This window comes from Neokomagataea tanensis (genome assembly GCF_006542335.1).
Taxonomy (GTDB): Bacteria; Pseudomonadota; Alphaproteobacteria; order Acetobacterales; family Acetobacteraceae; genus Gluconobacter; species Gluconobacter tanensis.
On the sequence record NZ_CP032485.1, the window covers coordinates 2154671 to 2169868 of the forward strand.

Here is a 15198-nt window from a genome sequence, read left to right on the forward strand (position 1 = left end):
TTTTGACGAGTCAGTGTGCACGTGACGAGAGTATTCTTTGTGTCAGGGCATATTTCAGTCAAGAAACATTTATACAAAAAGACGTCATTTTGATGCAAATTGTAATATATTTATATTTAATAACCTATTTTCGAATGTTATATATTTCTATAACGTATTGATTTAAATAAATTATTGATCTTTTTCCTTCTTGGTGGGTGTTAAAGAGTGTAAATATTTATCAATACAATAGAATGCTATAACATATCTAAAATTTAGCGTTTTTGGAACGTAAATATTAGGCCCAGAACAATGAATGCTTTGCGAATCATATTGCGATATTGAAATGATAATTTGTTTGGGATACCGTATATTATCTACTTTAGATGGATGATCCGATGAAAAAAAGTATGGCGAGTTTATTGGCGGCAGGTCTTTTGTCTTTGGCACCAGCGCAGGCCCTAAAAAATTCCCATCCTTGGTGGGAAAGTGCCACTATTTATGAGATATATCCCCGTTCGTTCCAAGATTCTAAAGGAACAGGGTTAGGAGATTTAAACGGTATCTCAGCGAGATTGGACCACATAAAAAATCTTGGAGCTACGGCAATATGGCTTACGCCTATATATGTTTCTCCGGAAGTCGATTTTGGTTACGATATATCTGATTATAAAAATATTAGCCCAAGTTACGGCAATTTAAAGGATTTTGACCGGCTTATATCGGAGGCTAAAAAACGCAATATTAAAGTCATTATTGATTTGGTTTTAAACCAAACAAGCGATCAGAACCCGTGGTTTTTAGAGTCTAAAAAAAGTAAAAATAATCCGAAATCGAATTATTACATATGGGTCGATCCCAAAGGATACGATAAGGCTGGCAAGCCTATTCCACCGAATAATTGGCAGAACTGGTTTGGACATAGTGCGTGGACGTATAGCGAACCGCGAAAGCAGTTCTACTACCATGGTTATACAAAAGAACAACCGGACCTAAACTGGCATAACCCTGACGTTAAAACGACCATGTTTGATGTCATGCGATTTTGGCTGGATCGTGGAGTTGATGGGGTTCGGCTTGATTCAATTTTCATGCTTTATGAAGATCCGACACTTAAAGACGAACCTCTGCTACTTGATAAAAACGGTAAAATTACAAAAGACGCATTCGGAGAGAATGCTACCAGTCAGGTATTGCAAGGGTATCAGCCCGAACTCCATCCATTAATGCGCGATATTCGTAAATTATTTGATAGTTATCCTGGTTCTCGCGTTTTGATCGGAGAAACTTATGGGATGGATATTAACGGTCTCGATGAATGGTATGGTGGAGCAAAGAAAGACGAACTCCAATTGCCTATGGACGTTATTTTAGGAATCCAAGATAAAGATAATAATTTTGTTCATCTAGATGTAAATTTATGGCGTAAAAATTTGTCAGAAGTTTCAACAAAAATCCATGGGAATGAGCCGTTATTAGTCATTGATAATCATGATAATTTAAGGGCGGATCGTTTTTGCTCTAAAGACTTCGGGGCAGCTCCTTTTGCTAATTGTGCCGATATACAAAAGATGCTGGCTACCGTTCTTCTTGCCTCCCGTTCATCGGTATTGATGTATTACGGGGACGAGATTGGCATGACGACTAATACCCCCCAAAGGGTAGAAGATGTGCAAGACCCGGAGGGGCGTGCGGGCTGGCCTAAAGATAAGGGGCGGGATGCCGAGCGGACGCCAATGCAATGGGATACGTCACTCAATGCAGGGTTTAGTAACGCTAAAAAGACTTGGTTACCTGTAGGAACTTCTTATACGAGCGTAAACGTACAAGCTGAAAAGCTTGATCCCAATTCGATGTTTAATTGGTATAAATCTTTAATTAAATTAAAAAATACGAACGATGTTATACGCTATGGAAATCAAGATGTAATAGAGAGCGGAAATCCACAGATACTATCTTTTTACAGAACGTATGATGGAAGCCGTATGCTTGTTGCTACAAACTTCTCTTCCCAACCTCAACAATTGGCGGTTCCTGCTAAGGGGAAAGTAGTTTTGCAAAGTTTTGTAGGGGATGTCAGTTCTAAAGATGGATATTTGATCCCGCCATATGGGGCTATGATTTTAGATTTATCAGAGAAATAGTTTGTTTTTATGAACGACGCAAAGATAAAACTTTGCGTCGTTGTTTTTTTAATCGGGTACATTATCTTTAAATGTATCCCAGTTATTCATAATTTTATGAGTAATAATACTGCCTACATGCCACGCAGCATCGTAGGCGGGCAAGCCTTCATCAGGGTATTTCTCCTCTACGCTTTGGTAGGCTTTCTTCCCGGTTGGTGGAACTGTGTAATTGGAGGCTGTCCGTAATATCATTAAGCGTTTGAAATCGGCTTTATGCATATGATCAAGGCGGACCATGGAGGCAGCGATTGCGGAATCTTCCATATTACTCATGGCAAAAATCCCTTTGCCAGCTGTAAACATTTTTACCCAGTCACGGGCGTATTGGTTCAAGTAATTTCCATGCCAATAGAGGTCGGATGCAAAGCTGTCACCCTCTATGACCTTTGGTTTTCCTTTGGTTGCTTCATAGGAAGACCATCCCGCTGAGTAGGCTCGCATTTCGGGGGTATCCATGAGAGGAACCTGTTTGGTCTCCTCAAAGGCCCAGTGCGCTAATTGGGCATTTAAAGGAAATACGATGGGGTAGGGTGCGTTCGGTCCGTAGTGTACGTCTGCTCCATTTAGGGAGGCGGGCCGTTTGGCTCCCGCAGGATAGATGCCATAAGGCCAGTCTTTTGGGATTTCGCGGCTATCAATAGACTGTGCGACATCATTGATAACGTAGCGTGCCCAAGCAGCGGAACCTAAAGGGGCGATCTTTGGATCGATGCCCGCTATGCCTGCTACCAGCCAATAAGAGTGGGTAAGGTCAAAGCGCGGGTCTGTTCCAAGGGCCATTACAGACGGACCCGCGTTAACGAGAGACATACCAGTCACAATGGCTATTTCGGTATGCTCTGGATTACTCAAAATTGGATGTTCGTTACCCGGGAAGGAGATAGTCTCGGTCAGATGCTCGCGCTCGGCCCAGAGTTGAAGCTCGCCGGGTTTGTCGCCTTTGTCGGCACCGTTCTCGAAAGTCGTTACGATTACAACTCTTACTGGCCAAGGCGTTTGTGCATGGCACAAATCGGGTGTAAGAAAGGGTAGAATACTTGCAAAGAAATAAGCAAAGTTATGCCATTTTAACACTGGGAAAGTCCTTAAAAATCGTCTTAGTTAAAACTGCTTTCAAAGGCTTGGAACTGCCGTTCAAGCGACCACTGTGCGCTGGCTTTATCGCTTGCGCGTACAAATGTACGGCATGCTGGGCTTAGTAAATCGGCAGAACAAGCTTTTATCATTTTACCAATAGTGTGGTCTTGCCACAGACTTTCTCCCGGCAGGAATGCATATTCCAAGCCTGTCCGAGATAAGCGCTTTAAATCAGCGTAATCTAAGTTATAGGTTAGGGCCGCACGAGTGTATTCCTTTGTCAGGTTCCCTCGTGAAACACCTTCGTCGTCGGTTGATAATGAAAGAGGGACATTATATTTTTGGTACAGTCTGAAGGGGTGAAAATCACCTTTAATGCCCAGTATTTGTTCATTGCTGCTCAAATTGATCTCTACCATTATGTGTTTCTTGGACATTTCGAGCATAAGCTGATCAGCATCGCTCTCATATGCAATATCAACACCATGGCCTATGCGTTTGGCGCCTGCTATTTCTACAGCTTGCCTAATATGGCTTTTTAATTCTTCTGGCGGGACAAGTTGGTCCGTGAGTTCACCTGCGTGTAGGCTTAAGTTAACATCGGGTATTATTTGGTTAAGGTAGTTAAACATGGCCATGTGTAGACTGTAATCGCGAAGTGCAACGGCATCATCTTCTGGAGCTACAATATTAATACCAACAAAGCGCGGATCTGATTTCACCAATGCATAACCACCTTCGAGCTGTGCATATACGGCTTGTGGTGGAAGCGTGCGCAAAGTTTGGTACAAGTAGCGGACTGAAACTGCGCAGCCGGGATGCGCCTGAGGTGTGCCGCATTTAAGTAGTGTATGTGCTTTGCGCTCCATTGAATCAGTTGCGCTTTTTGCCTCATTCACAAGAGTAGATATATCGGGTTGAAGTTGTTGATGTGCTGTGGAGAAATCTTGCCCCTTGAGGGGGTGGCGGAAGCCTTCTTGAATAAATTTACCTAAAGCAGGTGAAATCATGGGTTCAATATAAGTGATATGGTTGTCAGCGGCTCGGTCCATGACTTCAGCAAGCATGTCGCCTTGATGATCTTTTTCCAAGGCGTCAAAATGCTCAAATGTTGCAAAAAAATGGTCATGGCCGGAGCGGTCAATGGGGTCAGGTACAAAATCGCGCATAGAGAGAGCATCAATGGCGATGTTTCTGAGCAGCTCGTTGTTTTGTAATGCCGAGGCTGGGTGCTCGTCAGTTTGACCTGTTGTACATGGATGGCCCAAGATATCTAAAGTTTTGGTGGAAAAACACATCCCGTCCTGTGCTGCCCATTCTATCAAGCTTTCAGCATAGACTGCCCCCGATAAATGCAGGTGAAGATCGGCGCCTTTTGGGAAATGTTGGAGGAACATACCCAATTGGACAGGATCATGACGAATGCTGTTGTAGATTTTCTCAATTTTTTGGGTTTGAGCCAAACCTTTATCTGTGACTAACGCCAGAGACAAAGCGCAGAAAAAAAGAGTTGAAGTTTTTAAGTTTTTCATGCCTGTCATTCGTAATGCGTCTCTTCTATCGGCGCAATAAAATGTTCTGGTTTGAGTATCTTAATAAATTCCAACTTTTTAAGTTTTCTAAATAATTATGTTGGTATTTTATAATAAAAAACGGCAATATTAAATTAACAATACATCGTTGTGTAGGTAGATAAATTTGTTGATCTAAAAAAAGATGTAAATAACTATGCTAATTATTAATTTAGTATAGTTATTAATTAATTATAAATTTATAGAGTATATATTTTCGTTTTTTATATTTAAAACAATATTTTGAAAATTATTCCTAAAATACAAACTATATACAAAAATTCAGCTTAAATAGTTTTCTGCTTGAAAAAATATTAATAATACGAAATATTTATCATCAATATTCTCTTAGATGTTTTTATTGCAAGAGATGTATCGGAGTTTTTGAGTGCGTTATCTTAAGTTTTTGAGCCTAGTTGGTTTGATGGTATCGGGCCATGTTTGGGCTGCGCCAATACCCGTTAAAGTTGTTGTTGTCGCAACATTTGAGTTTGGCGCCGATCAGGGAGATCGTGCCGGCGAATTTCAAAACTGGGTAGAAAAATTACCATTGCCTCAGTCTATCCCTGCTCCGGGGACATTTTATGGGCACATGCGCTACAACCCCGCAATGAAAGTGCTCGGGGTTGTCACGGGGGAAGGGCCTGAGCATGCATCAGCTACGATGACTGCCTTGTTAACGGACCCACGTTTTGATCTCAGCCATGCGTATTTTCTGCTGGCGGGAATAGGTGGCATTGACCCAAATTTTGGTTCCGTTGGATCTGCTGTGTGGGCTCCCAATATTATTAATGGAGGGTTGTCGCACCAAATAGATTCCAGAGAAATTCCGAAAGATTGGCCAGACGGTTACACACCCATCGCGGGAGAAAAACCTGACACGCGCCCCGTTCCTCAGCTTCATTCAAATTGGGGTAATCAAGCCTATTCCGTTGATCCCGATCTATTACAGTGGGCATTCCGACTGACGAAGGATATCCAACTTTCTGACAATCAAGGACTCAAAGCTGAGCGGGAAAAATACGTTGGTTACCCTAAAGCTCTCGCGCCTCCGAGCGTTCAGCAGGGTGATGTGATCGCAAGTCCTACCTTTTGGACAGGGCGCCTCATGAATGCTTGGGCAGAGCGCTGGGTGAACTACTGGACTGAAGGCAAAGGGGTGATGGCGACGACCGCTGAAGAAGATTTAGGCTTTATGCAAGCCTTAGCAACTGAGGCCCCAACAGGCCGTGTTGATATGCGCCGTATTTTAGTTCTTCGTACGGCAAGCAATTACGATATGCCGTCGCCAGGTCTGAGTGCGGCTTCTATGTTAGAGACGGAGAGCCAAGAGACGGCTTATCCCGGTTTGGCGGCTTCGATTGAGGCTACATATAAAGTTGGTGGACCAGTTGTTAGAGAAATTGTGAAAAACTGGGATAAATATAAAAATAATACGCCTAAGTAAGAATTTTATTCCGGCAATTATTTTTAAATAATTGCCGGATATTATATTGATATGTTTTAAGGAAGATTAACCTTGATGCCCCCGAGTGAAGCAAAGACTGCTTTTGCTTTGCTGCCGCTATCTGCAAAGATAGTTCCTGTGGTTGATCCCGTTGTTATTATGTCTCCCTCTTTAAGAGGAAAGCCTTGTTTTTCCGCATGTTGTGCAAGCCATATGAGCATCCGTATGGGATCTCCGGCAGAGTTGCCGCCATCGTGTTCGGCAACAATTGTATCGTCTATTGTAAGCTGCACGGGCTCTTCTACAGGGTTAAGGGAGGCCCAGTTAGTCATAGCGTCCCCATAGATCAGAGCGCCGTGGTTTCCTTGATCCGCTAGGTGAAGAAAAGGGGTTTGCGATCCGACTGCGCCAAATCGCGTGTCAAAAATCTCAATGCCCGGATGAACACTTTCTATTGCGTTTAATGCGTCTTCGTGGCTCCAAAGGGTATTCTGAGGGGGAAGATTTTTACCTATGCGGTAAACAATCTCAGCCTCAATACCGTAAAAATGGCACATATTTTGCGGGAGGGTTGTTTCGCCTTTAAAGATCGTTGCCGCATGCAAAGGGGCACAAGACGGCTCTGCTGTGGGGGATGGCGCGCCAACTTTCCAGCCGCAGACCAGGCCAAGAGTACCCGTCAGTGCTAATGCTACCTTTCGTTGGATAGCATATGCTTCTTCAGTTGTTTCTGGTCCGTTGGGAAACGGCGTTGATGGTAGCAGTTCGTGGATTGCGCGTGCTTTGAGCAAGGCGGATGCACAAGATTGTAAAGTGAGGCTACCTTCAAGAGCATCAGGTGAGATGGGGTTATTTGTATTGGTCATAAAAGCACCTACGTAAAAATCGGGGTTAGTGAGGGGCTAAAAACTGTCCTCTTCGGCCGAAAGGTCTCGGTCCCGAGTTTCCGGAATATAAAACGTCGCTACTATAGCTAATAAAGAGAGAAAAACGACGTATAATGAAAGTGGTATCCAGGCATATAAACCAGTCTGTACTCCACCTATGTGAAAGCGGGAGAATAAAGCTATTAGCGCCTCTCCAACCATGGGAGAAATTCCGCCAGCGATGACTGACGAAAACTCACGTGTAAAAGAGACAGCAGTATAGCGGTGGTACGCGCCAAACATTTCGGGAAGAAATGCGCCTTGCGTGCCAAACATTCCCCAAGTGGCTATACCGAGTGCAACAGCAAGGGCAACCAAAGAAAAAACAGGATTTCCTTGGCTGAAAATATACCAAACGGGTACGGCTGTGACGGCCTGTAGAATGGCAAATCCTCTATATACTCGTGTGCGTCCATAACGATCGCTTAAGTAACCGGCACCGGGTATGGTGACCGCCCCGACAAAAGCCGCGCCGATAAGGGCTAGGGTTCCCCAACGCCCTCCCATTCCCACAGTGTGTACGAGGTAACTAATCGCCAATACCTGATAAATGGATGAACCGCCGTTTTCTGCCATGCGCAAGCCTAGGCCGCCAAGGATTGGTCTCCATGATGCAGTTAAGATTTCACGCAGAGAGCGCTGCTGGCGCGGTGCGCTTTCATCTACATTTTTCGTTTTATGAAATGTAGGTGATTCTTTTAAGTGCAAGCGCATATATATGGCGATGACTAATAACAAAAGGCTAAAGAGAAACGGTAAACGCCACAGCCAAGTATCGGCGATATTCGGAACGCCGACCAGCATGAAAAAATATATTAGGCCAGCTGCAACCGTGCCCATTTGAATACCCAAAAACGGTAGGGCCGCAAAATAACCTCTTCGTCCTTTGGGAGCGCATTCAGTCATCATGACTGCTGCCCCTGCTTGCTCTGCTCCTGCACCAAGCCCTTGTAAAATGCGCATAGTGATAAGAAGCAAGGGGGCGGCTATGCCGATATGGGCGTATGATGGAATTAGACCAATGCCCGCGCTGGCGAAGCCCATCAGTGTTACGGTCATGAGTAGGACGATTTTACGGCCAACCTTATCTCCTAGTCGTCCAAATATGATTCCGCCAATAGGGCGCACGGCAAAGCCTATGAAGTAGGTCGCGAAACTCGCCACCAAACCCATGCTTGGTATGCTACTGGGGAAGAAAAGAGGCCCAAAAACCAGTGCCGCAGCGAGGGAATAAAGAGCAAAATCGTAATATTCCATGGCGCTGCCGATAGAGCATGTCCAAGCGGTGCGTCGCAATTCGGCTAGGGGCATAGGCGTATGATGATCAGAAGATTTGCTTGATTGACACTCTTGATCGGGTGAGGGGAGTGACACGTTGAGCGAAGAGGAGATGCTCATGGGAGGTTCGCCCTTACTTAACGCCGACTAGCCTAAGTCTTGAGCATGACGGCTAGTATTGCGTGATAAAATGGAGAAGCTGTGTAATTGGTTTGGGGATTGTTCTCGGAGGGGACTGAGCGTGAGGCATTGTGGCATTTCCATACTTTATCGCTAAAGAAGCGGGTAGGGCATGATTACCACGTCAAAAAATATTAAGGGTTCACATATTGATGTGCGAGATTAATAAAATGACCTAAATTGCAATGAAATATGGGCGTCTTCCTTACCGGATGGGGGTATTTAAGATTGCGGGAAATTTTATCGAACTTTGTTGATTGGGGATCAAAAATTTTTGAAAGACCAATTAATTATAAAGACTCTAAGCTTCGGCAGCATATTGTATGAAATCCCATAAATATTGAATTTCTTCATCGGTCTCACGTCTACCGAGAAAGATTTGTTTGGCGATACCTTTAGGGCCTAAGCGGAGGGGATAAAGTTCAAATCGTTGTGCGTATTCATCTACGAGCCAATGTGGAAGGGCAGCCACCCCGCGGCCATGTTTTACCATCATCAACATGATATCTGTGGTTTCTATAGGTTTTTGCTGACGTGGGCTTATGCCTGCCGGTTGTAAAAATTGTGTATAGATGTCAAGGCGCTCTGTAGGTACTGGATACGTTATAAGTGTTTCACTAATAAGTTGTTCAGGCATGATAAATTTTGCATTTCGCAAAGGATGCTCAGCATTAACAACAAGAACGAGTTCGTAATCAAAAACAGGCGTGAACTTCAAACCGGGTTTATGCAATGGGTCTGGCGTGACTACGATGTCGATTTCATTATTGAAGAGCGCTTCAATACCACCAAACTGGAATTTTTGCCTTACGTCGACGTCTACTTCAGGCCACCGCTCAAGATAGGGTGATACAATTTTAAGAAGCCACTGGTAGCAAGGGTGGCACTCCATTCCTATCCGTAGTGTACCGCGTTCTCCATTGCCAAATTGCTCTAATCTTTTCTCTGCTAGTTCGAATTGAGGAAGTAATCTGTTCGATAGTGAGAGCAACCATTCTCCTGCCTGCGTGAGGGCAAGCGTTCTTCCCTCACGGCGCCATATTTTTACGCCCAACTGAGTTTCAATTTTGCGAATTGCGTGGCTTAAGGCGGGTTGGGTTAGGTGTAGGCGGCTTCCTGCTGCCGTCAAAGACCCCTCGCGTGCAACCTCGCGGATAATGTCCAGATGATTTCTCTCCAAGACGCCCATTGCGAGGTAGATCCTTGTTAGCTTCAGATGGTGGCTTTAAGCTTAACATCAAAATGTGTTTGGAGTAATAAGGGTCATGTTTTTAAATGTTAAATAATGCATATCATAATTTTCAAAAATATGCTAAAATCATTACAATAATTTCGGATCAGAACGAGGGTTGATTTGTGAGTATTGAAGATAAATACAAATACTTAAATAAAAAAGAAGAAAATAATCTTCCATCACGGAATGATGGTCAAAATTTTGTTTGTGATGAAGAGGTTATTACATCGGAGCAGTTGCCGCACACAAATTGCCCTTGCTGCGCTTTGCCGTGGGCTAACTATTAATGACTGGCTATTTGTTGATCACAGCCAATATATAAAAATCTTGCATGAATTTATGAAATAAAATCATTTTCATTCATCTTTTGAGCGGGGTATACACCATCTCAAGTTTTCATGAGACGTAGCAAGGGATGTGATAAGAAAATGAGTGAAAAGCTAACATTCAGTTTGAAAAAATTGTCTTTTAACGAAGATTATAAGCCCTCCGACAGCACAAGAGCCACCACAAACTTTGCGAATTTGGCGCGGGGAGAGAGGCGCAAAGAAAATCTTCAGAATGTTTTCCGGATGATAAACAACCGCTTTAACAACCTTGCGGACTGGGACAATCCTAAGGGCGATCGATATTCTGTTGAGGTCGAGATTGTTTCTGTTGGTCTTAATATAACAGGTGTGGAAACGAGTTTTCCTATTATTGAGATTTTAAAGAATAATATTATAGATAAAAAAAATAATCTTCGTATTGAGGGTATTGTAGGAAATAATTTCTCTTCGTACATCCGTGACTACGATTTCAGCGTATTATTGTTAGACCACAACAAAGATAAGTCTGATTTCTCTATTCCTGAAGGGTATGGTGATCTGCACGGAAACTTATTTAAGAGTTTTCTTTCATCGGACATTTACAACGATAATTTTAAGAAGTCGCCTGTTATTTGCCTTAGTGTATCAAGCAATAAAATTTATGAAAGAACAGAGAACGTTCACCCAATACTAGGGTACGAATATAGGAATGACGACCAATCTTTAACGGATATATATTTTGGTAAGATGGGATTAAAGGTTCGCTATTTTATGCCTAAGGGGTGTGTTGCTCCCTTGGCATTTTATTTTTCTGGTGACTTGTTAAATGATTACACTAACCTAGAGCTCATTGGTACCATTAGCACCATGGAAGCTTTTCAAAAGATCTATCGGCCAGAAATTTATAACGCTAATGCTTCAGCAGGTACAACGTATCAGCCAAGCTTGGGGCAGAAAGATTTTTCCTTTACTCAAGTTGTTTATGATCGTGAGGAGCGCAGCCGGCTGGCTGTCGAGCAGGGGCGTTTTGCGGGTGAAAAATTAATTGGCCTGCACTTCGATCTTTTGACTGAATGGTCTAATAACTTTTCTGCTTAATTGTTTGACTTAACTAAGGATCGTCACGATGAACACGTTATTGCCGACAGCCACAGCAGGAAGTTTGCCCAAGCCTTCATGGTTGGCCCAGCCAGAGAAGCTATGGTCTCCTTGGAAGCTTGAAGGTGATGAACTGATCGAAGGCAAGCAGGATGCTTTAACGCTTGCCCTAGCGGAGCAGCTCCAAGCAGGTATCGATATTATCAGTGATGGCGAACAAACGCGCCAGCATTTTGTTACAACTTTTATTGAGCACCTCAGCGGTGTTGATTTTGAAAAGCGTAAGACTGTCAAAATCCGCGACCGTTACGACGCAAGTGTTCCATCTGTTGTAGATGCGGTTGCTCGTCCAAAGCCGGTCTTCGTTGAAGACGCCAAGTATTTGCGCAAGCAAACTAAAAACCCAATCAAATGGGCTCTTCCAGGGCCTATGACCATGATTGATACGCTGTATGACGGTCATTATCAAAGCCGCGAAAAACTCGCGTGGGAATTTGCCAAAATTCTTAACCAAGAGGCAAAAGAGTTAGAAGCCGCTGGCGTTGATATTATTCAGTTCGATGAACCAGCTTTTAATGTGTTTTTTGATGAGGTGAACGACTGGGGCATAGCCACCCTTGAGAGAGCAATTGAAGGACTGAAATGCCAGACAGCAGTCCATATCTGCTACGGATATGGCATCCAAGCAAATATTGACTGGAAGAAGTCTCTCGGTTCTAGATGGAGCCAATACGAAAAAATCTTCCCTAAAATCCAAACTTCCAATATCGATCTGGTTTCTCTGGAGTGCCAAAACTCTCATGTTCCGATGGATTTGATCGAGTTGATTCGAGGTAAAAAGGTGATGGTCGGGGCTATCGACGTCGCCAGCAATAAGGTCGAAACACCTGAAGAGGTAGCAGACACGCTTCGCAAAGTTCTTCAGTTCGTTGACGCAGATAAGCTTCTGCCTTGCACCAACTGCGGAATGGCTCCGTTATCGCGCAATGTTGCGAGGGGTAAGTTGCAAGCTCTTAGCGCAGGTGCTGCCATTGTTCGTGCTGAACTTGGCGGCTGAGACAGTTGAACGCGATTGAAAAAATGCCAAAGACGAGGCGCGACTATTTACTTTAGGTCGTTTCCTCGCTCTGTGTGAATTTTAAGCGCCCCAGATTCTGGGGCGCTTTTTTGTTTGAGAAATGAAGAGCTATAGGCCGGTAACGCCATGTTTATTTGTATAATTAAAAAAAATATGACCTGTCTTCTTAAGATTTTGGTTTAGACAAGGCATCTGACATGTCCTCCATCTACCCTCGTTTTTGTGCGGGGTTATTTTTCTTCTCGTGCTTGCCAACTATTGCAACATACGCTCATGCTCAAACAGTTTTGTCTTCTAACGATGGGCATACTCAGCTAGAAAACGGTGTTCAGATACTTCCTACTCAACCTTTGGAGGACACGGTTAGTCGCCTTCAAAAAGGCAAGGACGGCTTGTGGAGTGTAGTAGAAAGCATTGAGGCAGGGGCAAGTGTCGTCGGTCCTCCCACAGCTTTGACAATATCTCCTGATGGGCATTACGCGTATTCGAGTTCAGCTGCTAAGCAAGATGCTCAAGAAAAAAAGATTGTACCCAACAATATTATTAATGTTATTGATCTTCGGTCTAAGCCAATGCGTATTGTGCAGACCGTCCAAGCGGATTACGGGGCAACAACTTTACGACTGTCGCCAAATGGGAATACTCTTTTAGTTGCTAATGGTAAATCCGGGTCTATTACCTATTTTCAGGTCAATAAAGGCCTTTTAAGTGCAGGAAATAGTCTAAAGTTACCCGTAGATGATGGCTTCGTTGGCGGTGTTATTTTTGCACCAGACGGTCGACGTGCGTTTCTTAGTATGTGGAAAGGTGATTGCATCTACACGTTAAAAATTAATGGAAACACTATCAAGCTAGACACAAGTCCCATAAGTGTTTCGCCGGGTGCTTGGACACTGCGTATCACACCCGATGGACATTATATGTCTGTCAACGTTTTAGGGCATGGTACAGGGCAGAGCGGTGCGATTGCGCTTTTTGATTTGACGACGCATGAATTAAAGGAAACTGACCGTGTCACCGTGCCAAATGCTCCTGAGGGGACAGATATTTCACCAGACGGCCGTTATTTAGCGGTTGTCTCGCAAAACGGATCGGCGATGCCATATGCTTCACCGCTCTACAATGCTCGCGGTATAGTAACTGTCTTTGCAATACAAAAGGGGCATTTAAAGCAATTGGCGCAAGCTCCTGGCCCTTTATGGCCACAGGGTCTAGTCTTTTCGCCTGATGGAAAGGAAGTCCTTTCTCAAGGGGGGGCAGATCACAAATTAAGGACAATGTCCTGGAACGGGAAAGAGCTTCGTGTTTTGGGAGATACGGACTTGCCAGGTGCGGGGGCAAATTTAGAGCGCTCGAGATAGGATCAATTTTATTTCGTTTATACGTACATATAACACCAGAAAGAAATAAAGATACGACTAGAAGAAAGGTCTTGATTTAAAATATATCGATATCATAACATTATGATATCGATATTGGATTATATCCGGAGGTGCTCGTGGGGAACGACATTGCATGCGGACGGTTATCCGAAGAAGCGTTAAACGCTAATTTTGCAGATGCACATCCCGCACTATCCTCCGAGCAAGCAGCATTGGAAGCAGATCGATGCTTTTATTGCTATGATGCTCCCTGTGTGGAGGCGTGCCCCACAGACATAGATATTCCACGTTTTATCAAGGCTATAGCCTCAGATAATGTAGCAGGTGCGGCGCGCACAATTTTAAAATCAAACATATTAGGTGGATCATGCGCGCGGGTTTGTCCGACGGAAATTCTCTGCGAGCAAAAGTGCGTTCATACGGCAATTGAAGCAAACAAACCGGTCCGGATCGGAGCTTTACAACGTTATGCTACTGACTGGCAGATGAAGCAGGATGTGCATCCGTTTCAAAGGGCTCCTGAAACTGGCAAAAAAATAGCCGTCGTGGGGGCGGGGCCAGCTGGTTTAGCGTGCGCTCACCGTTTGGCGACGTACGGCCACGATGTTACAATATTTGATCGACATGACACGCTAGGCGGCCTCAATCAATACGGTGTTGCTGCATATAAACTTGCAGACAATTTCGCACAAAACGAAATTGATTTTCTGATGAAGATTGGTGGAATTTCTTTTACTGGAAACAGCACCTTAGGTGAAACGGTCACATTATCCGAGCTCAGAGATAAGTATGATGGCGTTTTTCTAGGCATAGGATTGGCAGGTGTTAGAAGGCTTGGTTTGGAGGGAGAGGACACTCCCGGTGTTATGGATGCGGTTGAGTTTATAGAGACTTTGCGTTCACAGGTTTTGTCCGAGGTGCCTGTCGGAAGGAGGGTAGTCGTTATAGGAGGCGGGAATACGGCAATTGATGCGGCTGTACAGGCTAAACGTTTAGGGGCGGATGAAGTAACCCTCGTTTATCGTCGCGGGGCTGAGCATATGTCGGCGACAAAAGTAGAGCAAGAATGGGCGCAGACAAATGGCGTTATTCTTAAGTTTTGGTTTGTACTAAAAAAAATAAATATAGAAAATGGCAAAATAAAAAACATTGTATTTTATAATAATGCTTCTGATAAAATTGAAGACTATTCAAGTATTGAATACACCTTGCCTGCCGATATGATTTTGAAGGCAATAGGACAAACTTTTATTTCTGGACCAGTGGACAAGGATCAAATTCTTTTAAGGGATGGACGAATAGTTGTCGATAATAATGGACGTACTTCCTTACCGTCTGTCTATGCGGGTGGAGACTGCACTATGGGGAAAGATCTCACTGTAGCGGCCGTTCGTGACGGTCGGAATGCTGCTGAAGCGCTCCATAAAGAACTGAGCACCTCTTAAACGATAGGG

The 15198-nt window shown here is 44.0% G+C and carries 12 protein-coding genes; 7 read left to right on the plus strand and 5 right to left on the minus strand.

What is annotated here, in order from left to right; genetic code table 11:
- The first annotated feature begins 377 nt into the window (after window positions 1-377).
- Window positions 378-2123, plus strand: coding sequence for an alpha-amylase family glycosyl hydrolase (locus tag D5366_RS09740; protein ID WP_170211077.1), 1746 nt, complete (start codon window positions 378-380; stop codon window positions 2121-2123).
- 48 nt (window positions 2124-2171) lie between these two features.
- On the opposite strand, the gene D5366_RS09745 is transcribed toward D5366_RS09740, so the two are convergent.
- Entirely contained in the window at window positions 2172-3239 is a 1068-nt protein-coding gene (locus tag D5366_RS09745) for a purine-nucleoside phosphorylase (protein ID WP_240775242.1), read from the minus strand.
- Window positions 3240-3262: 23 nt separating this feature from the next.
- Window positions 3263-4774, minus strand: coding sequence for an adenosine deaminase family protein (locus tag D5366_RS09750; protein WP_141493938.1), 1512 nt, complete (start codon window positions 4772-4774; stop codon window positions 3263-3265).
- Window positions 4775-5201: 427 nt separating this feature from the next.
- Here D5366_RS09750 and D5366_RS09755 point away from each other — a divergent pair, with 427 nt between their 5' ends.
- The gene (locus D5366_RS09755) at window positions 5202-6260 is read left to right on the plus strand and encodes a purine-nucleoside phosphorylase (protein WP_240775244.1); all 1059 of its coding nucleotides are present in this window, start codon (window positions 5202-5204) and stop codon (window positions 6258-6260) included.
- Window positions 6261-6316: 56 nt separating this feature from the next.
- On the opposite strand, the gene D5366_RS09760 is transcribed toward D5366_RS09755, so the two are convergent.
- The 3 genes from D5366_RS09760 to D5366_RS09770 form a co-directional block, all read right to left on the minus strand.
- Window positions 6317-7126: a 2-keto-4-pentenoate hydratase gene (locus D5366_RS09760; protein WP_141493393.1), complete on the minus strand. Its 810-nt coding sequence runs from the start codon at window positions 7124-7126 to the stop codon at window positions 6317-6319.
- A 36-nt stretch (window positions 7127-7162) separates the two neighbouring features.
- A complete protein-coding gene (locus D5366_RS09765) occupies window positions 7163-8584 on the minus strand; it encodes an MFS transporter (RefSeq protein WP_141493395.1) in 1422 nt (473 codons plus the stop codon).
- A gap of 361 nt (window positions 8585-8945) precedes the next feature.
- A complete protein-coding gene (locus D5366_RS09770) occupies window positions 8946-9833 on the minus strand; it encodes a LysR family transcriptional regulator (protein ID WP_141493397.1) in 888 nt (295 codons plus the stop codon).
- Between the two features lie 167 nt (window positions 9834-10000).
- Between D5366_RS09770 and D5366_RS11810 the strand changes: the two genes are divergently transcribed.
- The 5 genes from D5366_RS11810 to D5366_RS09790 all read left to right on the plus strand — a co-directional run bounded on the left by D5366_RS11810 (window position 10001) and on the right by D5366_RS09790 (window position 15189).
- On the plus strand, window positions 10001-10165 hold the full coding sequence (locus D5366_RS11810; protein WP_170211078.1) for a hypothetical protein: 165 nt from the start codon (window positions 10001-10003) through the stop codon (window positions 10163-10165).
- A gap of 141 nt (window positions 10166-10306) precedes the next feature.
- Window positions 10307-11284 carry a putative oxygenase MesX gene (locus tag D5366_RS09775; RefSeq protein ID WP_141493399.1) on the plus strand — a complete coding sequence of 326 codons (978 nt, stop codon included), beginning with the start codon at window positions 10307-10309 and terminating at the stop codon, window positions 11282-11284.
- Window positions 11285-11312: 28 nt separating this feature from the next.
- Window positions 11313-12341: a methionine synthase gene (locus tag D5366_RS09780; RefSeq protein ID WP_141493401.1), complete on the plus strand. Its 1029-nt coding sequence runs from the start codon at window positions 11313-11315 to the stop codon at window positions 12339-12341.
- Window positions 12342-12559: 218 nt separating this feature from the next.
- A complete protein-coding gene (locus D5366_RS09785; RefSeq protein ID WP_141493403.1) occupies window positions 12560-13723 on the plus strand; it encodes a lactonase family protein in 1164 nt (387 codons plus the stop codon).
- A 131-nt stretch (window positions 13724-13854) separates the two neighbouring features.
- Window positions 13855-15189 (plus strand): NAD(P)-dependent oxidoreductase, encoded by a 1335-nt coding sequence (locus tag D5366_RS09790; protein ID WP_141493405.1) that lies wholly within the window; start codon window positions 13855-13857, stop codon window positions 15187-15189.
- The last annotated feature ends 9 nt before the right edge of the window (window positions 15190-15198 follow it).

Coding starts and splice junctions, on each gene's coding strand:
- D5366_RS09740 (WP_170211077.1), top strand. CDS start 378: ATGAAAAAAAGTATGGCGAGTTTATTGGCGGCAGGTCTTTTGTCTTTG.
- D5366_RS09750 (WP_141493938.1), bottom strand. CDS start 4,774: ATGAAAAACTTAAAAACTTCAACTCTTTTTTTCTGCGCTTTGTCTCTG.
- D5366_RS09760 (WP_141493393.1), bottom strand. CDS start 7,126: ATGACCAATACAAATAACCCCATCTCACCTGATGCTCTTGAAGGTAGC.
- D5366_RS09765 (WP_141493395.1), bottom strand. CDS start 8,584: ATGAGCATCTCCTCTTCGCTCAACGTGTCACTCCCCTCACCCGATCAA.
- D5366_RS09770 (WP_141493397.1), bottom strand. CDS start 9,833: ATGGGCGTCTTGGAGAGAAATCATCTGGACATTATCCGCGAGGTTGCA.
- D5366_RS09775 (WP_141493399.1), top strand. CDS start 10,307: ATGAGTGAAAAGCTAACATTCAGTTTGAAAAAATTGTCTTTTAACGAA.
- D5366_RS09780 (WP_141493401.1), top strand. CDS start 11,313: ATGAACACGTTATTGCCGACAGCCACAGCAGGAAGTTTGCCCAAGCCT.
- D5366_RS09785 (WP_141493403.1), top strand. CDS start 12,560: ATGTCCTCCATCTACCCTCGTTTTTGTGCGGGGTTATTTTTCTTCTCG.